This is a genomic window from Chryseobacterium binzhouense (assembly GCF_007474545.1).
In the GTDB taxonomy this organism is placed as follows: Bacteria; Bacteroidota; Bacteroidia; order Flavobacteriales; family Weeksellaceae; genus Chryseobacterium; species Chryseobacterium binzhouense.
On sequence record NZ_VKOG01000001.1, the window covers coordinates 1131419 to 1155056 of the forward strand.

The 23638-nt window shown below is 33.7% G+C and carries 26 protein-coding genes; 19 read left to right on the forward strand and 7 right to left on the reverse strand.

The features are described from left to right. The 3 genes from FNE73_RS05150 to FNE73_RS05160 all read left to right on the forward strand — a co-directional run bounded on the left by FNE73_RS05150 (window position 1) and on the right by FNE73_RS05160 (window position 3331). Complete coding sequence (locus FNE73_RS05150) at window positions 1-285, forward strand: GIY-YIG nuclease family protein (RefSeq protein WP_317129873.1); 285 nt, start codon at window positions 1-3, stop codon at window positions 283-285. A gap of 198 nt (window positions 286-483) precedes the next feature. Then, window positions 484-2400, forward strand: coding sequence for an AAA family ATPase (locus FNE73_RS05155; protein ID WP_143883689.1), 1917 nt, complete (start codon window positions 484-486; stop codon window positions 2398-2400). Continuing rightward, window positions 2393-3331 carry an HNH endonuclease gene (locus FNE73_RS05160; RefSeq protein WP_143883690.1) on the forward strand — a complete coding sequence of 313 codons (939 nt, stop codon included), beginning with the start codon at window positions 2393-2395 and terminating at the stop codon, window positions 3329-3331. The genes FNE73_RS05155 and FNE73_RS05160 overlap by 8 nt, the downstream gene beginning before the upstream one ends. Window positions 3332-3402: 71 nt before the next feature. On the opposite strand, the gene FNE73_RS05165 is transcribed toward FNE73_RS05160, so the two are convergent. Together FNE73_RS05165 and FNE73_RS05170 are read right to left on the reverse strand one after the other, a co-directional pair. Continuing rightward, on the reverse strand, window positions 3403-4212 hold the full coding sequence (locus FNE73_RS05165; protein ID WP_089741198.1) for an enoyl-ACP reductase FabI: 810 nt from the start codon (window positions 4210-4212) through the stop codon (window positions 3403-3405). 124 nt (window positions 4213-4336) lie between these two features. After that, window positions 4337-4636: a hypothetical protein gene (locus FNE73_RS05170; RefSeq protein WP_143883691.1), complete on the reverse strand. Its 300-nt coding sequence runs from the start codon at window positions 4634-4636 to the stop codon at window positions 4337-4339. A 294-nt stretch (window positions 4637-4930) separates the two neighbouring features. Here FNE73_RS05170 and FNE73_RS05175 point away from each other — a divergent pair, with 294 nt between their 5' ends. Next, window positions 4931-6073, forward strand: a complete 1143-nt coding sequence (locus FNE73_RS05175) for a hypothetical protein (protein WP_143883692.1) — start codon at window positions 4931-4933, stop codon at window positions 6071-6073. A gap of 48 nt (window positions 6074-6121) precedes the next feature. Here FNE73_RS05175 and FNE73_RS05180 read toward each other — a convergent pair whose 3' ends face one another. Both FNE73_RS05180 and FNE73_RS05185 read right to left on the reverse strand, forming a co-directional pair. Further along, window positions 6122-6976: a nucleoside phosphorylase gene (locus tag FNE73_RS05180; protein ID WP_143883693.1), complete on the reverse strand. Its 855-nt coding sequence runs from the start codon at window positions 6974-6976 to the stop codon at window positions 6122-6124. 269 nt (window positions 6977-7245) lie between these two features. Continuing rightward, window positions 7246-7569 (reverse strand): translation initiation factor, encoded by a 324-nt coding sequence (locus FNE73_RS05185; RefSeq protein WP_130913245.1) that lies wholly within the window; start codon window positions 7567-7569, stop codon window positions 7246-7248. Between the two features lie 80 nt (window positions 7570-7649). Here FNE73_RS05185 and FNE73_RS05190 point away from each other — a divergent pair, with 80 nt between their 5' ends. The 6 genes from FNE73_RS05190 (at window position 7650) to FNE73_RS05215 (ending at window position 13970) form a co-directional block, all read left to right on the forward strand. After that, window positions 7650-8885: a DUF2268 domain-containing putative Zn-dependent protease gene (locus tag FNE73_RS05190; protein WP_185147295.1), complete on the forward strand. Its 1236-nt coding sequence runs from the start codon at window positions 7650-7652 to the stop codon at window positions 8883-8885. A 108-nt stretch (window positions 8886-8993) separates the two neighbouring features. Beyond that, complete coding sequence (gpmI, locus tag FNE73_RS05195; protein ID WP_143883694.1) at window positions 8994-10535, forward strand: 2,3-bisphosphoglycerate-independent phosphoglycerate mutase; 1542 nt, start codon at window positions 8994-8996, stop codon at window positions 10533-10535. Window positions 10536-10758: 223 nt separating this feature from the next. Continuing rightward, window positions 10759-11736 carry an acyl-ACP desaturase gene (locus FNE73_RS05200; RefSeq protein ID WP_143883695.1) on the forward strand — a complete coding sequence of 326 codons (978 nt, stop codon included), beginning with the start codon at window positions 10759-10761 and terminating at the stop codon, window positions 11734-11736. A 93-nt stretch (window positions 11737-11829) separates the two neighbouring features. Then, window positions 11830-12261 (forward strand): BT0820 family HAD-type phosphatase, encoded by a 432-nt coding sequence (locus FNE73_RS05205; RefSeq protein WP_130913247.1) that lies wholly within the window; start codon window positions 11830-11832, stop codon window positions 12259-12261. A 131-nt stretch (window positions 12262-12392) separates the two neighbouring features. Then, on the forward strand, window positions 12393-13202 hold the full coding sequence (gene map, locus FNE73_RS05210) for a type I methionyl aminopeptidase (protein ID WP_143883696.1): 810 nt from the start codon (window positions 12393-12395) through the stop codon (window positions 13200-13202). Then, the gene (locus FNE73_RS05215; protein WP_143883697.1) at window positions 13203-13970 is read left to right on the forward strand and encodes a class I SAM-dependent methyltransferase; all 768 of its coding nucleotides are present in this window, start codon (window positions 13203-13205) and stop codon (window positions 13968-13970) included. Window positions 13971-14004: 34 nt separating this feature from the next. Here the strand turns inward: FNE73_RS05215 and FNE73_RS05220 are convergent, their stop codons facing one another. Next, window positions 14005-14706 (reverse strand): T9SS type A sorting domain-containing protein, encoded by a 702-nt coding sequence (locus FNE73_RS05220; protein WP_143883698.1) that lies wholly within the window; start codon window positions 14704-14706, stop codon window positions 14005-14007. A gap of 39 nt (window positions 14707-14745) precedes the next feature. Beyond that, complete coding sequence (locus FNE73_RS05225; RefSeq protein WP_143883699.1) at window positions 14746-15072, reverse strand: DMT family transporter; 327 nt, start codon at window positions 15070-15072, stop codon at window positions 14746-14748. Window positions 15073-15195: 123 nt separating this feature from the next. Between FNE73_RS05225 and era the strand changes: the two genes are divergently transcribed. Both era and FNE73_RS05235 read left to right on the forward strand, forming a co-directional pair. Then, a complete protein-coding gene (gene era, locus FNE73_RS05230; protein WP_143883700.1) occupies window positions 15196-16071 on the forward strand; it encodes a GTPase Era in 876 nt (291 codons plus the stop codon). A 66-nt stretch (window positions 16072-16137) separates the two neighbouring features. Further along, entirely contained in the window at window positions 16138-16566 is a 429-nt protein-coding gene (locus FNE73_RS05235) for a DoxX family protein (protein ID WP_143883701.1), read from the forward strand. 71 nt (window positions 16567-16637) lie between these two features. On the opposite strand, the gene fsa is transcribed toward FNE73_RS05235, so the two are convergent. Next, window positions 16638-17291, reverse strand: a complete 654-nt coding sequence (gene fsa, locus FNE73_RS05240) for a fructose-6-phosphate aldolase (protein WP_039372485.1) — start codon at window positions 17289-17291, stop codon at window positions 16638-16640. Window positions 17292-17415: 124 nt separating this feature from the next. Here fsa and pepE point away from each other — a divergent pair, with 124 nt between their 5' ends. The 7 genes from pepE to FNE73_RS05275 all read left to right on the forward strand — a co-directional run bounded on the left by pepE (window position 17416) and on the right by FNE73_RS05275 (window position 23614). Beyond that, window positions 17416-18108: a dipeptidase PepE gene (gene pepE / locus FNE73_RS05245; protein WP_143883702.1), complete on the forward strand. Its 693-nt coding sequence runs from the start codon at window positions 17416-17418 to the stop codon at window positions 18106-18108. A 62-nt stretch (window positions 18109-18170) separates the two neighbouring features. Beyond that, window positions 18171-19544 (forward strand): D-alanyl-D-alanine carboxypeptidase/D-alanyl-D-alanine endopeptidase, encoded by a 1374-nt coding sequence (dacB, locus tag FNE73_RS05250; protein WP_228429875.1) that lies wholly within the window; start codon window positions 18171-18173, stop codon window positions 19542-19544. A 5-nt stretch (window positions 19545-19549) separates the two neighbouring features. Beyond that, on the forward strand, window positions 19550-20704 hold the full coding sequence (locus FNE73_RS05255) for a sensor histidine kinase (protein ID WP_228429877.1): 1155 nt from the start codon (window positions 19550-19552) through the stop codon (window positions 20702-20704). 52 nt (window positions 20705-20756) lie between these two features. Then, entirely contained in the window at window positions 20757-21425 is a 669-nt protein-coding gene (locus FNE73_RS05260; protein WP_143883703.1) for an ABC transporter ATP-binding protein, read from the forward strand. Between the two features lie 22 nt (window positions 21426-21447). Further along, the gene (locus FNE73_RS05265; RefSeq protein WP_228429879.1) at window positions 21448-22005 is read left to right on the forward strand and encodes a murein L,D-transpeptidase catalytic domain-containing protein; all 558 of its coding nucleotides are present in this window, start codon (window positions 21448-21450) and stop codon (window positions 22003-22005) included. A 26-nt stretch (window positions 22006-22031) separates the two neighbouring features. Next, window positions 22032-22709 (forward strand): RadC family protein, encoded by a 678-nt coding sequence (radC, locus tag FNE73_RS05270; RefSeq protein WP_143883705.1) that lies wholly within the window; start codon window positions 22032-22034, stop codon window positions 22707-22709. Further along, the gene (locus FNE73_RS05275; protein WP_143883706.1) at window positions 22706-23614 is read left to right on the forward strand and encodes a hypothetical protein; all 909 of its coding nucleotides are present in this window, start codon (window positions 22706-22708) and stop codon (window positions 23612-23614) included. The genes radC and FNE73_RS05275 overlap by 4 nt, the downstream gene beginning before the upstream one ends. Window positions 23615-23638 lie beyond the last annotated feature (24 nt).

The window sequence follows — 23638 nt, forward strand, 5'->3', positions numbered from 1 at the left end:
ATTCTTACAAACAAAAATCACACAACCCTATATGTAGGAGCTACCTCACATATTGTTCAAAGAATCAACCAGCATAAAGACAAAATTTTTGAAAAGAGTTTTACGGCAATGTATAATTTAAACAAATTAGTTTACTATGAAGCTTTTCAGGAAATTGGTGATGCAATTAGTAGAGAAAAACAAATAAAAGGTGGCTCTCGTCAAAAGAAACTTGATTTAATCAATTCTAAAATCCAGAATGGCAATATTTGTATGATGAGATTATTGAAAATTATTCCAATCTAAATTTTCCTTTTTAGATTTGGATTGCCACGCTTCACTTCGTTTCGCTCGCAAAGACGAGTCGCTGTCATTGCGAGTCTCGGAACGGAGTGAAGAGAAGAAGCAATCTTCTAAATAAAATTCTGTAAACTGAGATAAATTACGGAAAACCACAATTCTAGTTGTGGTTTTTTTATTTACATTTGAGGAAAGCGAATAAACATGAGACTTGCAGCTGTTTATGTAAAAGAACACTTCTTATTTTCTGAACCGCAAACCATAAATTTAGGTGGAAAATATCTCTACACCATTATTCCAAGAAAAGGAACAGAAAATGAATACGATATTACAAGAGTAGAAAACCTAAATTTTATAAAGGGATTTTGGGGAGAAAATATTTCTTTGGTTTCTGCTATTGTTGGAGAGAATGGAGCAGGAAAAACGAGTGTCTTAAAAGAGTTTTGCACTTATGAAAATAATTATCCTAATACCTTTTTTATTTGGGAAGAAAACGAAGAAATGAGTTTTACACAAATATATTATAATTCTAATACAAGAAATAAAGTTAAATTATTTGAAAACAATTTTTCAATAAATGATAAAAGTAATGAAATTTTAAAAGAGACACAACAAATATGTTTCAGTCCTTTTTTTGACTATGATATTGAGAAAGTCTTAGGAAACGGTTATTACTCTCGATATATAAATAGATTGAATAATATAAATTCATTTGATATGTTAAATAAAGGAGGCATTACTGTTAAAACATTATTTCTAACTTTTGGAAATCTTTTAAATGAAAATGATCCTATAGATTTGATGTCATTTATAAATAATGATACAATAAAAAACGTTAAATTTTGTGAAAAATTTAATGAATTTAAAGAAAAATTTGGTTTTTTAGATTATAATTTGGTTTTTACAAATTCATTTATTTCTGATGAAAAAACATTTGATTTTTATCGTTTAAGTAAAGGTGAAAAAGAAGATATTAATTACACTCAAGATTATTTAAAAAAAGCTTTTGATTCAAATGAAAAAGAGCTTATAATAAGATATTATGATTTGAAATTTTTTCTACAGGATAAGATGAATTACTATTCAGAACGTTTTGTTTCTGATTTTTATGCAAATTTAATTATTTATATAGATTATTATTTTGATGGTTTTCATGATTCCGTTTTAGCAAAAGTAAATGAAAGCAACAATATTAATCTTGACAAAATAATAAGAGAATTATTAGCTGAAAGACAAAACAATATTTCAGAAAAAATTTTAGATTTATACAGTACTTTGTATAATGACGAAAGTAGTGGAAGAATTGATCTTAAAACTATTATTAATGAATTTTATCATTATAAAAGAGCTGATGCTATTAAGATAATTAAATTGCAAAAGGAAATTTCTAATCTATATAAAAAGGGTGAAAATGCTGTTGCTGAAAAAAAATTATTGTATTATTATCCAGATAGAGTTTTATCATCGGGAGAAAAAACAATGATTAATCTATTTGCAACAATTTTTCATCCTGTTTCTGAATATATAAATAATGTAAAAGATATTGATAATCCTTTAAAAAATATAAAAAATATAATTCTCCTTTTAGATGAAGCTGATTTAGGATTTCATCCACAATGGAAGAAAAAATATGTTAAAATTCTTACGGATTTTTTACCAATAATGTTTGCAGAAATCCCAGGTTTTGAAAGTGTACAAATTATTTTCACTACACACGATCCTTTAACATTGTCAGACATTCCCAATAGCAATGTTGTTTATTTAAAAAAAGAAGGAGAAAAAACAAAAGTTCTTAGCCAAAATGAAAAACCTAAAAAATCTTTTGGAGCCAACATTACCGATTTATTAGCAGATAGTTTTTTTATAAATGATGGCTTGATTGGAGATTTTGCAAAAGGGAAGATTGAGGAAGTGATTAAATTTCTGAAGAAAGAAAAATCAGAAATTAATTCTAAAGAAGAGTGTAAAAAAATAATCGAACTGATTGATGAGCCTTTAATGCGAGAAAAATTATTGGAAATGTATTATGAAGCTTTTGATGAAGAAAAATTAAAGGAAAAAGAATTGAAAATCTTAGAAGAATTGGCAAAAAAACATAATAAAAAAATTACAGATGCTTAAAATTAATCCAACACAAGAAGCATTAGATTTTCACTACGAAAAAGTTTCTAAAATATTTGATAAAATAATTAATAGGGATATTGGAAATGGATTATTAGAAGACACTACAATTAAATTTATTAAAGGATATAAAAACATTCTTATAAAAGGAAAACCAGAATTACTTTTGAAAGTTCATCAGAAATTCAATAGAATAATTACAAATCAGGACTTTGAAAATTTGAAAACTTGTTTTAATAGAGCTTATGAAAATCAATTGCAAAAAAAACATGGTAAAGAATTTTTAGAAAAACTTAAAATAGATACTTGCATATATTGTAACAGAAATTACACCTTATATTTTGATGGAAATTTTGCAAGAGCAGAATTAGACCATTGGTTTCCGAAAGAAAAATTTCCTCTTTTAGCATTAAGTTTTTATAATTTAATCCCGAGTTGTCATTCTTGTAACCATAAAAAAGGAAATGGAGATAAAATAATTAAATCTAAATTCTTATATAATGAAAATGCTACCAATATTGAAATTCAAAACTGGTGGAATAATAAAGCATTGACAAAATTAATACATCCATATTCTAATAAAATTGATTTTAATTTCAGTTATAATGTGGAAGGTATAAATACATATAGCTCGAAGATTAAAGTCCAAAAAGATTCAATATCAGAAGAAACACTTAAGTTTAACAAAACAAAAGAAATCTACAGTGCCCACTCCAATAAAGAACTAAAAGATCTATTGGATTTGCGCTACAAATACTCAAAAAACTATTTAGACATTCTTTGTAATAAAACTTTTGAAGGATTAAATTTATCACAAGAAGAAGCGTACAGAATGATTTTCGGTATCGAAATCAACGAAGAAGATTACCATAAAAGACCTTTCTCAAAATTTAAACATGATATCATTGAAGAACTTAAAAAAAGTTTTTAAAATAATTTGAATTAGTATAAAAAAATCCGTCATCAAATGACGGATTTTATATTTATAAACAAAAACAGAAATTATTCTGTATCGTATTTGCTGATTACTTTTTGGGTAACTCCGGAGCTGCTGAATCCACCGTCGTGGAAAAGATTCTGCATCGTAACTTTTTTGGTAAGATCTGAGAAAAGCGTTACACAGTAATCTGCACATTCCAAAGCAGTTGCGTTACCAAGAGGAGACATATCTTCGGCATAACCTAGAAAACCACCAAAACCTTTCACACCGCTTCCTGCTGTGGTTGGAGTAGGAGACTGGGATACAGTGTTGACACGCACTTTTCTTTCTCCCCAATAGTTTCCGAAAGTTCTTGCAATGCTTTCAAGATAAGCTTTGTTATCAGACATATCGTTATAATCCGGAAATGTTCTCTGAGCAGCAATATAAGTAAGTGCTAAAATACTTCCCCATTCATTCATACAGTCTTTTTCGTACGCTACTCTCATTACTTTGTGGAAAGAAACAGCAGAGATGTCCCATCCTTTTTCCAACCAGTCATAGTTCATTTCTGTGTAATGTTTACCTTTTCTTACGTTGATAGACATTCCTATGGAGTGTAGAATAAAATCAATCTTACCAAATTTTGCGATAGCGGCATCAAAAAGCTTTTCAAGATCTTCAATAGAAGTTGCATCTGCACCAATTACTTCCGAGCCAGTTTTTTCTGCTAATCCGTTTAGCTCGCCCATTCTCAGAGCGATGGGAGCATTAGATAAAATGAATTCAGCACCTTCTTCGTGGCATCTTTCAGCAACTTTCCATGCGATAGATTGTTCATTAAGGGCTCCAAAAATAATTCCCTTCTTGCCTTTAAGTAAACCGTATGACATAATTTTTTAATGTTAATTTGATTACAAATGTAGCAATAATTTGTGTTTAGAGCATAATAAAAACGAAGCCTTCGTAAAAAAGACTTCGTTTTTCTCTGATAATATATAAAAGACTAAAAAACTATTAATTTGTTTTCTTGTTCCATTCTGCTTTTACATCTTCAGCAGCATCTTTGGTTTTTTCCCAAGCGTCATTCGCTCCGTCTTTAACGTTTTCCCAGGTTTCTGATGCGTTGGCTTTTACTCTGTCGAACCAATCTTCCTGAGTCGCTTCCTGATCATTATTTCTTTTTTCGTTGATATAATCTCTCGCTCTGTCAGCTAAATCACTTACTTTCCATTTTGCATCATTAGCTGTATTTCTTAAAGAATTTTCTGTGTTGTCAACCGCTTTCTCAGCTTTGTTGTAATCTTGATTTTCCATAATATTGATATTTAGTGTTAATTGAATTACAGTAAAACAGACAAGAAGTGTTCCTAAAAGAAGAATTATTTTGTTAAACTTTTCATAAATCTTCAGTTTCTGGCAGTAATTGTCAGTAAACATCTATTTGTATAATTTCTATTCTAATTGTAGCACAGTTTAATTTATCAATAGGAATTGCTGAAATTGTGAATTTATTTAGTTTTTATTGAATTTTATATTAATAATTATATTTTATGGTATTTTTATTCAATTTATTACTAATTTTCCTATTTTTGTATTAAATAAAAACTAATGAAAACAAAATTTTTAACTGTTGCATTTATTGCTGTTCTTAATTTAAGTAATATGTTTGGTCAGGTTGGGATAGGAACAACAGCTCCTCATTCATCATCTATTTTGCATCTTAACAGCACAAATAAAGGTCTTTTGCTGACAAGTATTTCTTTGTCATCTGTAACGGATGCCTCTACCATTCCATCACCTGCAACAGGACTCTTGGTCTGGAACAATGGGACTGGTGGACTTTCTCCCGCCGGATTATATTATTGGAACAATTCTCAATGGAATTTTATATCCAATACTAGCAGCGGAAGCTCATCAACAGGATGGAGTACAAACGGAAATAATGCAGGATCATATTCCGGTGCTTCTACTACGCTGTCTATCGGAACTTCAACATTTGATGATTTGGTTTTTAAAGTGAATAATGCAAATGCAGGTCGTCTTGGAACTAACGGATCGGTTCTTTTTGGTACAGGAACTTCTTCTTCACAGAATGGTGTTGCTATAGAAACCAACTCGACAGCAAACAACAATGAAAGTACAGCAGTAGGAGCAGGTTCAAATGCCGCAGGTTTTCAGTCTGTGGCTTTGGGATACAATGCAAAAGCAACTTCAAATAATGCAACTGCTGTTGGTAACGACGCACAAGCCGGCGGACAAAATTCTACTGCACTGGGTACAGGAACCAATGCATCGGGTCAAAATTCTACAGCATTAGGATTTGGAGCGTCAACAGCACAAGCTAATGCTATTGTTATAGGTAATAACAATGCTAACGTAGGGATCGGAACAAATACACCCAATACTTCTGCAAAAATAGATGTAAACGGACAATATAAGCTTGGAGAGAGGGGAAGCATTCACAAAAATCAGATAAGTTTTGAAGTATTTCCATCAGTTTCAATTGCTGGTTTGCAGTCAGGAAGAACTACAACAATCAATATTCCAATTCCTGCAGCATTACAGCCAGCTTCTACACGTGCAAGTATTGTAGTTTCTCCGGCATCAGATTTTGCAGGAATTTCAGAATTTGGAATTAATAACCCACGCCTTACTTCCACTTCCAACATAACGATCAATGTCACCAATATTACCAACGGAACGGCCAGTTTAAACTCAGGACATTTTTATGTAACAATCAATGAATTTTAAACCAAAATCAATATAAATGGAAAAGGATTGCAACCAGCAATCCTTTTTTTACTTTATAATCCTTTCTAAAACCCATTCAATCAGTTTTCTTTCGGAAGCCTGATGGTCGGAAGAAAATTCACCGCGCCTTCTGTTGGCAATAACATTATTAACTGTAATTGCTTTATGACCTAATAATTTTGAGAATGCATAAATTGCAGAAGTTTCCATTTCGAAATTGGTGATTCCCAGATCATTTAAGTTTTCAAGAAATTTTTCATCTAAAGCTTTTAAGCGAAGCTGTCTTCCCTGCGGCGCATAAAATCCCGGAAAAGTAGCGGTATTGCCGTGATAAGCTGCATCTTTATACAATTCGCCCAATTCTTCAGACCATTCGGAGAAATAAAGCATTGGCTTAATATTCAGATAAGGGAAATTTTCATAAAAGTTTTTAGAAAAATCATTTTCAAAATGATAATCCTGATAAAAATTCATCAATCCGTCTAAACCTACAACATTCTGGGTAACCAGCATATTATCTACCTTTACATCCGGATTTACACTTCCGCATGTTCCCATTCTGAAAAGACTTAACGACTGATGTTCTTTTTTGAATTCTTTGTTTTTCAGATCAATATTCACCAAAGCATCAAGCTCATTCATGACGATATCAATATTTTCTGTACCAATTCCTGTAGACATCACAGAAATTCGTTCACCACGCAAAGTTCCGGTATGCGTATAAAATTCACGTTTATTCTTTTTGATTTCAATCGTATCAAAGTACTGCGAAACTTTCGGAACTCTGTCGGGGTCACCTACCAATATTATTTTTTCAGCAATATCTTCAGGTAAAAGATTCAGATGATAAACACTTCCGTTCTCATTAAGCACCAGTTCTGAAGCAGCAAGTTTATTAAGCATAATTATTATAAGTTTATGTATTCAGTTTAATTTTTTGGGGAGTTAAAATTACTAAATTTTAGGTGAATAAAAGATAAACATTATTTAATTCGCTGTTAAAACTGCTCAGGAAAAGAAACTGCTAACTTCTTTTTTAATTTATTTACGATATAAGTAAACTTAAAAGGAAAATATTAATAGATACTTGGGTTTTAGCGGGAAATCCGATGAATCATGAGACTATTGAGAAATTAAAAAAATAATGCCTCACACACAAATCTATTTTTAGATTATCCGCCGACTCTTTTGGTTTTATAGCCCATTTCTTTCAGGATATTCATTATTTTATCCCGGTTGTCACCTTGTATGATAATCGTTCCGTCTTTTTCAGAACCACCTATTCCCAGCGTGGTTTTTATTTTTTTTGAAATTTTCTTCAAGTCTTCTTCACTGCCTTCCCATCCTTCAACTATGGTTACAGGTTTTCCGTTTCTGCCTTTTTTTTCAAACTTACAAACCAGAGGTTCTTTTTGCTTAAATTCTTCTTCAGGCATTTGAAAATCCTGTTCTTCATGTTCCGGGAAAAGGTTTTTGAGTTGATCACGTAAGTCCATAAAGCAAAATTAAAAATTATTGTTAATTTGATGTAACCTTTCCTTATATTTATTTGTCTTTTTATAATAATTCAACCACTATGAGAAATATTATCTGCATTTTAACGACAATATTATTGTCCTTTGGCATGGCAAAAGCACAGTCAGGGTTTTCAGAAAGTCCTCTGAATGCCATATTTGAAACTAAAGATGTTGACAACTTCTGGAAAGCATTTGATGCTATGGAAACTTCAAAAAGCAATCCTTTTGAAGAATATATGAGCAGCGGTTCGCCGGGAGTGAAAGGGTTTACACCATACAGGATATTGAATGCCGACTCATTATACCTTATGGTAAAAAACAGAAAAGAAGATTATATAAAAAGTAAAAATGTTCTGTCTGAAATCGGTTATAAAGAAAAAAGAATAAAAGCTATATACAGCGCATTGAAATATTGGTATCCGGAAGCTAAATTTCCGCCAGTATATTTTGTTTACGGACGTTTTAATTCCGGAGGTACGATTTCCCAGGACGGAATAATCATCGGAACGGAAATGCTTAAAGATCTGAACGGAATTACCGGGCTTATTGCACATGAGCTGATTCATTTTCAGCAGAATATCAAGGGAGACCATTCTTTATTGAGACAGTCTCTGGTTGAAGGCAGTGCCGATTTTGTAAGTGAATTGGTGTCCGGAGAAAACATCAGCAATCCACACTTTAAGTACGGAGAAGCAAATTCTGAGCAGCTTTATAAGGAGTTTGTAACAAAACTGAAAGAGGACGATTTGCAGGACTGGCTTTATGGAACAAGCGGGAAGGATAACAGACCCAATGATTTGGGGTATTGGATTGGTTATAAAATTACCGAAGCATATTTTAACAAGCAATCGGACAAGCACAAAGCAATTCAGAATATTCTGAATATAGAGAATCCTCTATTATTTCTCAAAGAAAGCGGATTTTTGGATCCTTACATCAGAGAATATGTTAAAAAAAACAATACGAAATTCGATGACTTTTTTAAAGAATATTCTGACGAAACTCATGAGGTAACCTTTATAGTCAATGTTCCTGATAAAAATGATGAAATTTATATTACCGGAAATCAGCCGGAACTGGGAAGCTGGAATCCATCTTCTTTGAAAATGAACAGAAAAAACAACTACCAAAGATACATTACCTTAAAAATTCACCTTCCTGCACAATTAAAATTTACAAAAGGAAATTGGGACAAAGAAGCTGAAGTTTCAGGAATTGATAAAGGCAGCAATATAAAAATACAAACATTACCTTCAAAAACAATACGTTATCAGATAAAAGGGTATCGCAATTAAGCAATGATTTTAATCTTTGTAGTCAATAATATTTCGTCGAAATTTAAGTCTTTCAAATTCTTCAATTCGCTTTAAAATCAATAAATTTGTTTGTTAAATAAATTTAAAATGTCAAAAAAAGCAATATTAGCAATACTTGATGGTTGGGGTTTAGGAACAAATCCTAATGTTTCGGCATTAGCTCAGGCAAATACACCATTTATAGACAGCTGTTATCAGAAATTCCCACACACAACTTTAGAAGCAAGCGGTTTGGCAGTAGGACTTCCTGCGGGACAAATGGGAAATTCCGAAGTAGGACATATGAATCTGGGAGCAGGAAGGGTTGTTTATCAGAATCTGGTAAAGCTCAATATGGCAGTAGAAAACGGAACTTTAGGACACGAAGAAGTTATTCAGCAGGCATTTGCTTATGCAAAAAGAGAAAATAAAAATGTGCATTTTATCGGTTTGGTTTCTAATGGTGGAGTGCATTCACATATCAATCATTTAAAAGGCTTATTATCTGCGGCCAAAGAGTTTGGTTTAAATGAAAACGTATTCGTTCATGCATTTACAGACGGCAGAGATTGTGATCCTTACTCAGGGCTCGGATTTATTGAAGAACTTCAGAATCATATGCTTCATACTACTGGAAAGCTGGCTTCCGTGATCGGAAGATACTATGCGATGGACAGAGACAGAAGATGGGAGAGAGTAAAGCTGGCTTATGATGCTATGGTGGAAGGTATTGGTCTTCAGACTACAGATGCTGTTACGGCAATAAAAGCTTCATACGAAGAAAATGTAACAGACGAATTCATCAAACCGATTGTAGTTGTAAACACTACACAGCTCGGAAATATTGTTCCGGTAGGAAAAATTGTAGATCATGATGTGGTAATCTGTTTCAACTTCCGTACAGACAGAGGAAGAGAAATTACCGAAGTACTTTGTCAGCATGATATGCCTGAGTATTTTATGCATAAACTGAATCTCCATTACATTACACTTACCAATTATGACAAGACTTACCAAAATGTAAATGTTGTTTTTGACGAAGAAGTTTTGAGAGAAACAATGGGTGAGGTTTTAGAAAGAAATGGCAAGACACAAATCAGAATTGCTGAAACCGAAAAATATCCTCACGTTACATTTTTCTTTTCCGGAGGTAGGGAAGAAGAGTTTCACGGTGAGAAAAGACTGCTGTGTCCAAGCCCAAAAGATGTTCCTACCTACGATCTGAAACCGGAAATGTCAGCTTACGAAATTACCAATGTTATTTTGCCTGAATTGAAAAATCAGACAGCAGATTTTATTTGTTTAAATTTTGCCAACACAGATATGGTAGGTCATACCGGTGTTTTTGAAGCTGCTGTAAAAGCTGCCGAAACTGTTGATCAATGCATTGAAAAAGTAGCAACAATGGCTTATGAGAATGGCTACACAGTCTTTATTCTGGCAGATCATGGCAATTCGGATGTCATGATAAATGAAGACGGATCTCCAAACACACAGCATTCTACCAATCTTGTTCCGTTTATTGTAATGGATAAAGATAAAGAGTGGACTCTGAAACCAGGAAAACTGGGTGATGTGGCTCCTACTATATTACATACAATGGATATTGAAATTCCTGCAGTAATGACAGGAGATATTTTGGTATCTTGATACAAAATAATAATCTTAAAATAGCGTTACAATAAGAGCGTGTTTAATTTGTTTGCATAAGACTTTTGAAATATTATGTTAATTAAAAAGTTTTTGATAAGCAAACTCAGATAGTAATGCTATTTTTAATGATTTATATCAGGCATGGTATGAGATACATACGATATTATGCCCCAAATAATAAATAAATCATATCTTTGTAAATTATAAATTTTATTTTTAAATGTACAATCAGCTGGTAAGAAAAGAGGTAATGAGTATTTTGGAGAAGGAAGTCAGTTCTTTTCTTGATAAATTTTTGACTCCGATAGAAAAAATATGGCAACCTTCAGATTTTTTACCTGATCCGTCAAGCGAAGATTTCAAACACGATTTAGACGAAATACAGACCTTTGCACGAGAAATGCCTTATGATCTTTTTGTAACCTTAATTGGTGACTGTATTACAGAAGAAGCTCTACCGTCTTACGAATCATGGTTAATGGGTGTTGATGGCGTTAATCAGGAAGAAAAAGTAGGCTGGGCAAGCTGGGTAAGATCTTGGACTGCTGAGGAAAACAGACACGGAGATCTGCTGAACAAATACCTTTATCTCTGCGGAAGAGTAAATATGAGAGAAGTAGAAATTACAACTCAGTATTTAATCAGTGACGGTTTTGATCTGGGAACAAGTATGGATCCTTACAGAAATTTTGTCTATACCAGTTTTCAGGAAACAGCAACCAATATTTCTCACAGAAGAGTAGGTACACTGGCTAAGCAGTCAGGAAACGGTAAACTGGCAAAAATGTGCGGAGTAATTGCAGCAGACGAAGCAAGACACGCAAAAGCTTATAAACATTTTGTAACTAAAATTTTAGAGCTTGATCCTTCAGAAATGATTTTAGCGTTTGAAGATATGATGCGGAAAAAAATCGTAATGCCTGCTCACATGATGAGACAGTCTGGTCAGAAAGCCGGAGAACTTTGGGGGCATTTTTCAGATGCAGCGCAAAGATGTATGGTCTACACAGGTCAGGATTACATCAATATTATGAAAGAGCTTCTTGATGAATGGAAAATTGAGCATGTAACAGGTCTTACCGAAAAAGCAGAAAAAGCACAGGAATATTTAATGAAACTTCCTTCCAGATTGCAAAAAATAACAGACAGATTATCCACACCGGATTTACAGTTTGAATTCAGCTGGGTGAAGAACTAAAATATTTTAATTAAATTATAAATGAGAGTGCTGATTGTTTTTCGGCACTCTTTTATTTATTTCTTATCTTTGCACAGCTAAAAACGCAACAAAATGTTAAATAATAAAAAAATTGCTGTAGATTTTGACGGAACGATTGTAGAGGATGCATATCCTTCAATCGGTAAACCTAAAATTTTCGCATTTGAAACCCTCAAAAAACTTCAGTCACAAGGCTTTAGATTGATACTGTGGACTTACAGACACGGGAAAACTTTGGACGAAGCAGTAGAATTTTGCAGACAAAACGGGATAGAATTTTATGCTGTCAATTCCAGTTTTGACGGAGAAGTTTTTGATCCTCAGACACAATCAAGAAAACTTGATGCAGATTGGTTTATAGATGACAGAAATCTGGGAGGCTTTCCTGGTTGGGGCGAAATATACAATATCATCAACGAAAGAATTGAATTTCGCGTTGAAGGTAAAGAAGTTTTAGCTTATTCAAAACTTAAAAAAGAAAAGAAAAAAGGACTGTTCTGGTAAATCAAGAAATTAGAAGTTAGTAATTAGAAAATAGTTCTAAACGGTGCTTCAAATTACTGGTCAGAAAATATAGATGTTTGCTGTTATTTAAAACTAATATCTAACATCTAATATCTAACATCAAAAAATAAATGATTCAATTAAAAAATATAGACGAACTTCGTCTGATGAAGCAAAGTGCTCAGTTGGTTTCCAGAACCTTAGGAATGTTGGCAAAAGAAATCAAACCGGGAGTTACTACTTTGCATTTAGATAAATTAGCGCACGAATTCATAAAAGATCATGGTGCACAGCCCGCTTTTTTAGGATATGGAGGTTTTCCTTATTCACTGTGTATTTCACCTAACGAACAGGTGGTGCATGGTTTTCCTAGCAAAGAAGAAATAAAGGAAGGAGATGTGCTTTCTGTAGATTGCGGCGTTATTCTCAATGGTTTTGTAGGTGATCATGCATATACTTTTGAAATTGGTGAAGTAAAACCAAAAACCCAAAAGCTATTAAAAGTTGCTAAAGAATCTCTATATAAAGGAATTGAGCAGTGTGTAAAAGGAAAAAGGATAGGAGATATTTCTCATGCTATTCAAACACATTGTGAAAAAGAAGGATACGGAGTGGTAAGAGAGCTTGTTGGTCATGGAGTCGGAAGACAAATGCACGAAGATCCTCAGGTTCCGAATTACGGAAGACAGGGAAGCGGAAAAGTAATCAAAGATGGTTTGACTATCGCTATTGAGCCGATGATCAATCTCGGAACAGAAAAAGTAAAGTTCCATAACGACGGATGGACGGTTACTACGCTAGACAATCAACCTTCTGCACATTTTGAGCATGATGTGGCGGTAATTAACGGTAAACCTGTTTTATTGTCTACTTTCCAGTATATTTATGATGCTTTAGGAATTGTAACAGATGAGGAAAAAGCTTTTCAACTGGATTTTTAAATGAAAAAGCTGACTAAGTTTTTGCTCAATAAAATTCCTCGTCCGATGCTTATTCAAATGAGTGTTTGGGCGAGACCGCTTATTTATCAGTTTTTTAAAGGAGATCAGTTTTTTGATCCTATTGACGGAAAATCATACAGGAAATTTCTTCCTTACGGCTATGGTAAACAAAGAGAAAATGCTTTATCTCCGGGAACTTTAAGTCTGGAAAGACATCGGCAGATGTACCTTTATCTGCAGAATGAAACCGATTTTTTTATTAAAAATTATAAAGTACTTCATATTGCTCCCGAACAGGAATTTTTAAGGAAATTCAAAAGAATGAGCAATATCAACTACATATCGGCAGATTTATATTCTCCGATTGTAGATGTAAAAGCAGATATTTTAGATTTGCCCTTCCCGGATGAAAGTTTTGACATCGTTTTTTGTAATCATGTTTTAGAACACATTCAGGATGATACCAAAGCTATGAAAGAGCTCTATCGTGTTATGAAGCCTGGAGGATGGGGAATTTTACAGGTTCCTATGAAAAACTCTTTAGAAAAAACTTATGAAGATTTTTCTATTACAGACCCAAAAGAAAGGCAGAAACATTTTGGACAGTATGACCATGTCCGATGGTATGGAATGGATTATTTTGACCGTTTGCGAAATGCCGGATTTGAAGCTGAAGCTAATTATTATTCTCAAAAGTTTTCTGACGAAGAAATCAAAAAATATGGTTTGAGAAAAAATGAAATTCTCCCGGTAGTATTTAAAAAATAAAAAACAGGCTTTAGAAATTCTGAAGCCTGTTTTTTTATTTCTTGATGATAAATTCAGATGTATGATTTTCAATACTCAGGATATATTGTCCTTTTGCAAAATTGCTCATATCTATTTTCTGCAGCTGTCCGGAAGTAAGTGTTTCAAACAATATTTTACCTGAAACATCATAAATCTTCAGAGCAAGATTTTTTTCTGAAGAATCTATCATAATATAATCTGATGTAGGATTCGGAAACACCTTAAATAATTTCTTTATGGAAGCTTCTTTGGTGCTGAGAAAAGAATTGTTGTAAAATACTTTATTTCCGTCAGCAGTATTAGTAATGATCAATGTTTTTGCAGTTCCGTTATTCAGAATTTCATAATTAAAAACAGCTCCGTTTGCCACTAAATAAAAATCACAATTTTTCTGATCATAAGGTCTTGCGTTTTGCCAATTGGTTCCCCAATAATCGGCTAGAGTACAAGCTCCGCTGGTTTTAGTAAAAGAATTTTGAGTTGCTGAAAAAACTATTTGTACACCTGCAGTATTAAAATATCTCGAGCTGAAGGTATATAAAGATCCGTTCTGCACAAATGATGATGTCGTAAGACTTTGATCCATCATGGGTGAGTTGGTAGTCTGTCCGTTCATCTGAATTTGGGAAATATACCAGCTATTGTTGAAAAGCTCAGGATTTTGTGCAGAAATCAGTCCGCCAATCAGAGTCAGACAGAGTAAAGTTTTTTTCATGGAATTATTTTTTTAAAGTTACAAATTTTTTTGAAAAAATTAGTGTGAAACAGCTTTCAATCCAATTACAGAACCAATTAAGGTACTGATGAAGAATATTCTCCAAAAACTTACTGGATCTTTGAAAAAGAAGATCCCAATCAAGACGGTTCCTACAGCCCCAATTCCGGTCCAGACTGCATAAGCGGTTCCGATAGGCAAAGTTTGGGTAGCTTTGATTAATAATAGCATACTGATCGTTAAGCAGACCAAAAACCCGGCGAACCATGCATACATTTCGTTTCCGGTGGTTTCTTTTACTTTTCCGAGGCACGATGCGAAAGCTACTTCGAACAGTCCCGCAATGATTAAAATAATCCAGTTCATAATTTATCTCTTATTTTAATGTCAAAAATAAACCTTTTAAATATAATGATGAAGGCAGGCAAATTTTGTTTTAGTAACTTTGTAAAACTTTAAACGTAGAACATTAAACTTTAAACAAAATAAATGCACAAAGCAGGATTTGTAAACATCGTTGGAAAACCAAATGCAGGAAAATCTACTCTTCTTAATCAATTGATGGGAGAGAAGCTGGCAATTGTAACACAGAAAGCCCAAACAACACGACATAGAATTTTTGGAATTTATAATGAGGAAGACTTACAGATTGTATTCTCTGATACACCAGGAGTTTTAGATCCCAAATACGGTCTTCAGGAAAAAATGATGGATTTTGTCAAAGATTCTTTGCAGGACGCTGATGTTTTTCTTTTTATTGTAGATGTTACAGATAAAGCCGATCCTTCAGAGTTTCTTATAGATAAACTGAATAAAATTCCTGTTCCGGTATTGCTTTTATTGAACAAAGTAGATCAAACCAATCAGGAAGGTTTGGAAAAACTGGTAACGGAGTGGCACGAAAGAATTCCGAAAGCTGAAATTCTTCCAATTTCGGCACTAAATGCTTTTAATACAGATATCATTCTTCCAAAGCTAAAATCTATGCTTCCGGAAAGTCCGGCATACTACGATAAAGATATGTACACAGACAAACCGGAAAGATTTTTTGTAAACGAAGCCATCAGAGAAAAAATTCTTTTAAACTATGATAAAGAAATTCCTTATTCGGTAGAAGTAGTGACCGAAATGTTCAAAGAAAAAGAAGGAATTATTTTTATTGATTCTATTATTTATGTAGAGAGAGATACCCAAAAAGGAATTTTAATTGGGCATAAAGGCGAGGCGATCAAAAAAGTAGGAACCGAAGCTAGAATTGATTTAGAAAAATTCTTTGACAAAAAAATTCATCTGAATCTTTTCGTAAAAGTAAAGAAAGACTGGAGGAAAAACGATCGTGATCTTAAAAATTTTGGCTACAGATAAACTAAAAAACCAATATCCATCGCTGTATTAAAAGATTTTATTATCTTTAATTTTAAAATTTATTCAATGATCTATTTTAACTCGAAAACCACTCCTGTAATTTTTGATATTGTTATTTTTATAGTAAGATTATTGGTTGGATTTGCGATGATTTCTCACGGATTTCCCAAACTTCAGATGCTGATTGAGGGCGGAGATATCCAGTTTTTTGATTTTATAGGACTAGGTCCGAGAATAACTTTAGGATTAACGGTCTTTGCTGAATTTGTTTGTTCGATTTTTATCATATTAGGACTTTTCACCAGAGTTGCGGCAGGTTTTCTGGTTTTTACTATGATGATAGCAGCGTTTGTTGTACACGGCTCAGATCCTTTCAATAAAAGAGAGATGAGTCTTTTGTATCTTTCAATTTATCTGATTATCATTTCATTGGGAGCCGGGAAAATTTCAGTAGATCACATGATCGAAAAAAGGAGAAGAAATTCAGAATGGTAAACTTATTTGATATAAATAAAAATCCCGAAGCATTTAAAAATGTTCCGGGATTTTTTATTGTGAAAATAAATTTAAGCTAATTTCTGAGAATCTGCTACAAACTGAGCCAGTCCGCTGTCTGTCAAAGGATGCTTCAGCAGACTCAAGATCGGAGGAAGCGGTGAAGTGATAACATCTGCACCGATTTTAGCACAATCTATAATGTGCATAGAGTGACGGATGGAAGCTGCTAAAATTTCGGTTTCATACATATAATTATCAAAAATCAATCTGATTTCCTGAATTAAATTTAAACCGTCTGTCGTAATATCATCTAATCTTCCTAAAAATGGAGAAACGTAAGTTGCGCCTGCTTTTGCTGCCAAAAGAGCCTGTCCCGGAGAGAAAATGAGTGTACAGTTGGTTTTGATTCCTTTATCTGAAAAATATTTTAAAGCCTTAATTCCGTCTTTAATCATCGGGATTTTCACCACAATATTCGGGTGGATTGCCGCAAGTTCATCACCTTCTTTGATCATTTCTTCATACGTAGTAGAAAGCACTTCTGCAGAAATATCTCCGTCTACAATTTCGCAGATCGCTTTATAATGATTTTTGATTGCTTCCGCTCCCTGAATTCCTTCTTTAGCCATCAATGAAGGATTTGTCGTTACACCATCCAGAATTCCAAGATCTTTTGCTTCCTTAATCTGCTCCAAATTGGCAGTGTCAATAAAAAATTTCATTCGTTTATAGATTTATTCGCACAAAGATAATCATTCCTTTGTAATTCATGGTTTCACTAATAAAATGATTAGTTTTAATTATCTTTGTTTTTGTCAGAAAAATTAATTAAACATTAATCATATCATGAACATCATATTGGCTTCGACCTCTACACTTTTCGGCGGAAATTATCTGGAATATTTAAAAGAAGAATTAGTAAAGCTCTACGATGGAGTAGATGAAATTATTTTTATTCCTTTTGCCAGACCGGGAGGAATTTCTCATGAAGAATATACCCAGAAAGCACAATCTTTTTTTGAAACATTAAATATTAAAGTAAAAGGTCTGCATGAATTTGAAGATAAAACTGAGGCTGTGAATGCTGCAAAAGCATATTTTACAGGCGGCGGAAATACTTTTTTGCTGGTTAAAACTTTACATGAAGAAAATTTGATGTCTGTTTTAAAGCAAAACATAGAAAGCGGAAAGCCTTATTTAGGATGCAGCGCCGGAAGCAATATTGGCGGACAAAATATGAAAACAACCAATGATATGCCGATCGTTTATCCACCGAGTTTTGATTGTATGGGGTTGGTTCCTTTTAATATAAATCCTCATTATCTTGACCCAAACCCCGACTTGAAACACAATGGAGAAACTAGGGAAACCAGAATTAAAGAATTTTTAACACAAAACGATGTTAAAGTTGTAGGGCTTCGTGAAGGGAATTGGATCAGAAGAATAGCAGATGAAATAACCGTTGAAGGCAGCGAACTGACAAAAATTTTTGAGAAAGGAAAAGAGCCTTATGAAATAGAGGCAGGAAGTAGATTGTAGTTTGATTTCTGTATTTGATGTTCAGCAAAGTGTTATTATGACAAATTTTTAAATTATTTTTCGTGAAAAACGTACTCATCATATCTATTCTTTCCACGCAGATTATTATTGCTCAAAATATTGCGCAGAAATTAGATAATGCCACAAAAAATCTGATGAACTCACCTTCAGCCATTTCATCAAACTTATCGTTGTATGTAGCTGATGAAAGTGGAAATCTCATCTATGAATTCAACGGCAATAAAGGACTTTCAACCGCCTCTACCCAAAAGATTTTTACCGCTGCAGCTGCTCTGGAAACTTTGGGCAGTAATTATACATACACAACAACTTCTTCATATTCAGGAAACATTTCAGATGGAAATCTGAATGGGAATCTGTACATTTCTTCCAATGGTGATCCTACTTTAGGAAGCTGGAGATATGACGGCTATAAGCCGGAAAACTTTAAGCAAAAGTTTGTGGAAGCTGTGAAAAAGTCAGGAATTAAAAAGATTTCGGGGGATTTGATTGTTGATGATTCTTATTTCGATCATCAGACTATTCCGGGAGGCTGGCCTTGGGATGATTTAGGAAATTATTACGGAGCCGGAGTCTGGGGGGTAAACTGGCGCGAAAACCAGTTTGATATTAACATCAGCGGAACCGATTTCAAAAGTTTTTCATATCCTTTGGAAGGAGTGAGATGGCTGAATGATTTAACAGCTGCCGGAAGTTCTGATCAAAGTCTGATTTTTACGGCTCCTCATTCTGATGTTGCTTTAATCAACGGAAGTTTGCCCGCCGGAAAAGTGACCACCGTTTCAGGATCTGTACCCAATCCGCCTTTGCAGCTGGGCGCTGAAGCAGTAAAATGGCTGCAGGAATCGGGAATTGAAGTTTCAGGAAAAATAATAACAAGTTCCCGGCTGGAAATCGAAGGTAAAAAGATGCAAGAAGCATCTGTAAATAATGTTATCTTAAACTACAAGTCACCAACTTTAGACAAAATTGTCTACTGGTTTTTAAGAAAAAGTGTGAATCTTTATGGTGAAACTTTAGTAAAAACTTTAGGTAAAGAAAAAAAGGCAAATCCAAGTTTCAGAAGCGGGATTTCTTTTTTAAAAGAATTCTGGACATCAAAGGGAATCAATTCCAACATGATTAATTTTGCAGACGGAAGCGGACTTTCTCCACAAAATTATGTTTCGGCAAAAGCTGAAGTTCAGGCTTTGATATATGCTAAAAAACAACCTTGGTTTGAAGCATATTATGAAGGCTTTCCAACGCAGGACAATGGGATGAAAATGAAAAGCGGGACAATAAGAGATACCAAATCTTACGCAGGATATCATACCTCAAAAGACGGAAAGAAATATGTATATTCTATCATTATCAACAATTTTCCGGGAAGCGGAAGTGCGGAGCTGCAGAAAATTTTAAATGTTTTAAAATAAAAATATTGAAAAAAAGAACCATTTTAGGCAGGTTAAATAATTGGTTTATTTTTATGATGATGACTATTGTGGTGATCGCAATCGTTATATCTTCCACTCTGGTTATCAATTATCTAAAAAGAGAAGAGATCAAAAGGGTTGATATTTTGGTCAATGCCATCAAATTTCAGCAGGATGCAGTCACGCCCAGTCTGGAGGTTCAGGAGTTGCTGCTGAATATTTACAGTTCAAATACCACCATTCCGGTTATTATTTTAGATAAAAATGATCAGGTAATTGAGTTTAAAAATTTACCCAAAGAAGTAGGATCTGAAGCCAAAGATGTGATTGCTCTTGCCAAAAGCATGGCAAAAAAATATCCGGTGATTGAAATAAAAGTAGCGGGAGGAAATGATCAGTTTGTTTATTATGACAATTCAAAAGCACTTAATTACCTTCAATACTCGCCTTATTTACTAGGTTTATTTGTGTTGAGTTATTTTCTTTTTTCATTTTGGTTTTTAAGAACAGTTAAAAAAACGGATGAAGGCTATTTGTGGGCGGGACTGGCAAAAGAAACTGCGCACCAGATCGGAACTCCGTTATCATCAATGATCGGCTGGATGGAAATTATGAAGCTGGAAAACCCGGATTCAGACGGAATTATAGAAATAGAAAAAGATATTGAAAGACTGAGAACCATTTCAGAAAGATTTTCAAAAATCGGTTCGGTTCCGGAGCTTAATGACATGAACTTCAATGAAACCATTCAGGAAAACTTTGATTATCTAAGAACGAGAATTTCAAAAAAAATCAACTTCACCCTGCAGATTCCCACTTATAATATTCTGGTTCCTCACAATAAAATTCTGATGAGCTGGGTAATCGAGAATCTGGTAAAAAATGCTGTAGACGCAATGAAAGGAGAGGGTACTTTGAAGATGTCGGTTTTTGAGCGTAATAAAAATATTCTGGTAGAAGTAAAAGACAATGGAAGCGGAATGACAAAATATCAGGCAAATAATGCTTTCAAGCCAGGTTATTCCACTAAAAAACGAGGTTGGGGATTGGGGTTAAGTTTAGCTAAAAGAGTAGTGCAGGAATATCACAACGGCGATATCAGAATTTCTCAGACTGAAGTAGGAAAAGGCAGCACTTTCAGAATTCTGATTAAGAAGTGAATTAGGATAAAAGCTACATAAAAAAAGTAAAAATTTTCACTATTTTTGAAACATGATTAAAGCTAAAAACATCCATAAATCATATGGAAATCTGGAAGTACTGAAAGGAGTTGATATTCACATAAAAACTGGTGAAGTAGTGTCTATTGTAGGAGAATCTGGTGCGGGAAAATCTACGCTTCTTCAGATCTTAGGAACATTAGACAGCCCGTCTAATCCTAAAAATTACGATACTGAAATCACACTGAACGGAGAATCATTTATCAACATGAATGATAAGCAGATCTCAAAATTCAGAAATCAGAATATTGGTTTTGTTTTTCAGTTCCATCAGTTACTGCCGGAATTTACTGCTTTAGAAAATGTATTGCTGCCTACCAAAATTGCGGGAAGCATCGAAAAAGAAGCCTTAGAAAAGGCACATCAGCTTTTTGAAGATCTTAAAATTGCCCAGAGACTGCATCATAAACCAAATCAGCTTTCAGGAGGAGAAGCACAAAGAGTAGCAGTGGCAAGAGCGTTGATCAATTCGCCTAAAATTATCTATGCAGATGAGCCAACCGGAAATCTGGATTCAAAAAATGCAGATGATCTTCACCGCCTATTCTTTGATCTGAGAGATAAGTACAACCAGACTTTTGTCATTGTAACTCATAATCCCCAATTGGCGGAAATTACTGATCGTAAATTGGTAATGAAAGACGGAATGATTATAGAATAATTTTTTGTATGAAATTTTTAGTGTGCATTTTATCTTTTTTACATCCTTCAATGCCATAAAAGCTCAGGATACGAAGGACGTTTTATCAAAAGAGAAAATAACTAAACTGAAAAACTATCTGAAAGATAAAAATTATAATCAGGATCTGGCAATTTTCATCAATTTTAAAATTCATTCAGGTAAATACAGATACATTGTTTATGATCTTAAAAATGATAAAGTTTTGCAGAAAGCAATCGTTTCTCATGGATCGGGTTCTGTGATTTCCAATTCAGATAAGCTGCGTTTTTCAAATACAGAAAACTCTTACCAGTCATCTTTGGGAAAATATGAAATTCAGGAAAGTTACGAAGGAAAATTTGGTAAATCATATCGGATGAAGGGACTGGATTCCAGCAACAATAATGCGAAACAGCGAGCCATTGTTTTGCATTCTTACGATTGTATTCCTGATAAAGAATCTTATCAACCGTCTTGTTTAAGCTTAGGGTGTCCGATGCTTTCAAAAAAAGCCTTTAAAGAAACCGCTAAATTTCTGGATTCATCAAAAAAACCTGTGATTTTATATGCATTTTACTAAATTTGTGTTGATAAAAACACAAAAAGATGTCTATAAAATTTTTAGCTGAAGATGACCGACCAAGGGAAAAGTTCCTGCTGAAAGGCAAAAATGCACTTTCTGATTCCGAACTTTTAGCGATTATTATGGGTAGCGGAAGCCGTGATGAGACAGCTGTTGAACTGGCAAGAAAAATTTTGGGTTCGGTAAATAACAATTGGCATCAGCTTAGTCTGCTTACGATTAAAGATTTAATGAAATTTAAAGGCGTAGGAGAAGTGAAAGCAATTACAATTGCGTCATCTTTGGAGATCGGAAGAAGAAGAGCCAGTCAGGAAATTCCCGAAAAACCTCAGATTTCCGGAAGCTTAGATGCCTATAATGTTTTAAAATTCCATTTGTCAGATTTAAGAACGGAAGAATTTTGGGCTGTCTTTCTGAATCAGAGCAATAAAGTGATACATATTGCACAGCTCACACAGGGCGGAATCAGTCAGTCGATTGTAGATGTCAGAGTTTTATTTAAAACAGCTTTAGAACACTTTTCAACCGGAATTATTGTGGCGCACAATCATCCTTCGGGAAACAAAAAACCGAGTACTGAAGATATTAATATTACTAAAAAAATAAAAGATGCCGGAAACCTGATGAATATTCAGCTTCTGGACCATTTGATTATTACTCAAAACGCTTATCTTAGCTTTGCCGATGAAGGTTTATTATGATTAGAAGATTAAAGTATCACGAAATAGATTTTAACAAATATTCAAGTTGTCTTGAAAATTCATTTCAGCGGAAATATTCCGCAGCAAGACTATTTTTGGATATTACTTCTGATAAAAAATGGGAGCTTTTGGTTTACAAAGATTACGAAGCTGTAATGCCGGTTCCTTATGTTTTTAAACTGGGAAAGAAAATTGTTCATAACCCGATGCTTTGTCAACAGCTTGGTATTTTTTCCAAAACAGATGATGTTGAAATCAATGAAGCTTTTCTGCATTTTCTGGAACAGAACTATCTTATCAGAATTTATACTTTTAATGAACACAACCAGTTTAAAACCTCTTTAAAAACCAAAAAAAATTTTCTAATTGCTCCTGATGATTATGAGAGAGTATATTCCAGATATTCACCCAAAAGAAAAAGAAAGCTGAGACTTGATGAGGATGTGGTCAATCATTCTGAAATAAGAAAAATAAGTTTTGCTGAAGCTGAAGGTTTTATTAGACAAAACTTTTTGGGAGCAAGCAAAGAAGAGGATATTGATTCTTTTTTGAACATTTTTAAAAAGATGGCTGATGAAAATTGTATTGAAATTACGGCATTTTTTCTTCATGGAAAAATAATCAATACCATTATTACCTATATTGATGATTGTACAGCTGCGCTTTTAGGAACTTTCAATGATAAAGAATATGTGAAAATTTCAGGAGCTTCGGTATTGATAGATCATGCCATAAAAGAGAATATTGGCAACAGAATTTTCGATTTTGAAGGAGGCGAAATTCCCAATGTGGAAGAGTTTTTTCGGGGCTTTCGTCCGGAATTGCGTCCCTATCGTTTAATAGAATATTCCAAAAAAGAGCTTATCAGAAAAATGATCACGTTGAAGTTTATCATAAAATCGTAATTTAATGTACTCTTAAACTTCTTT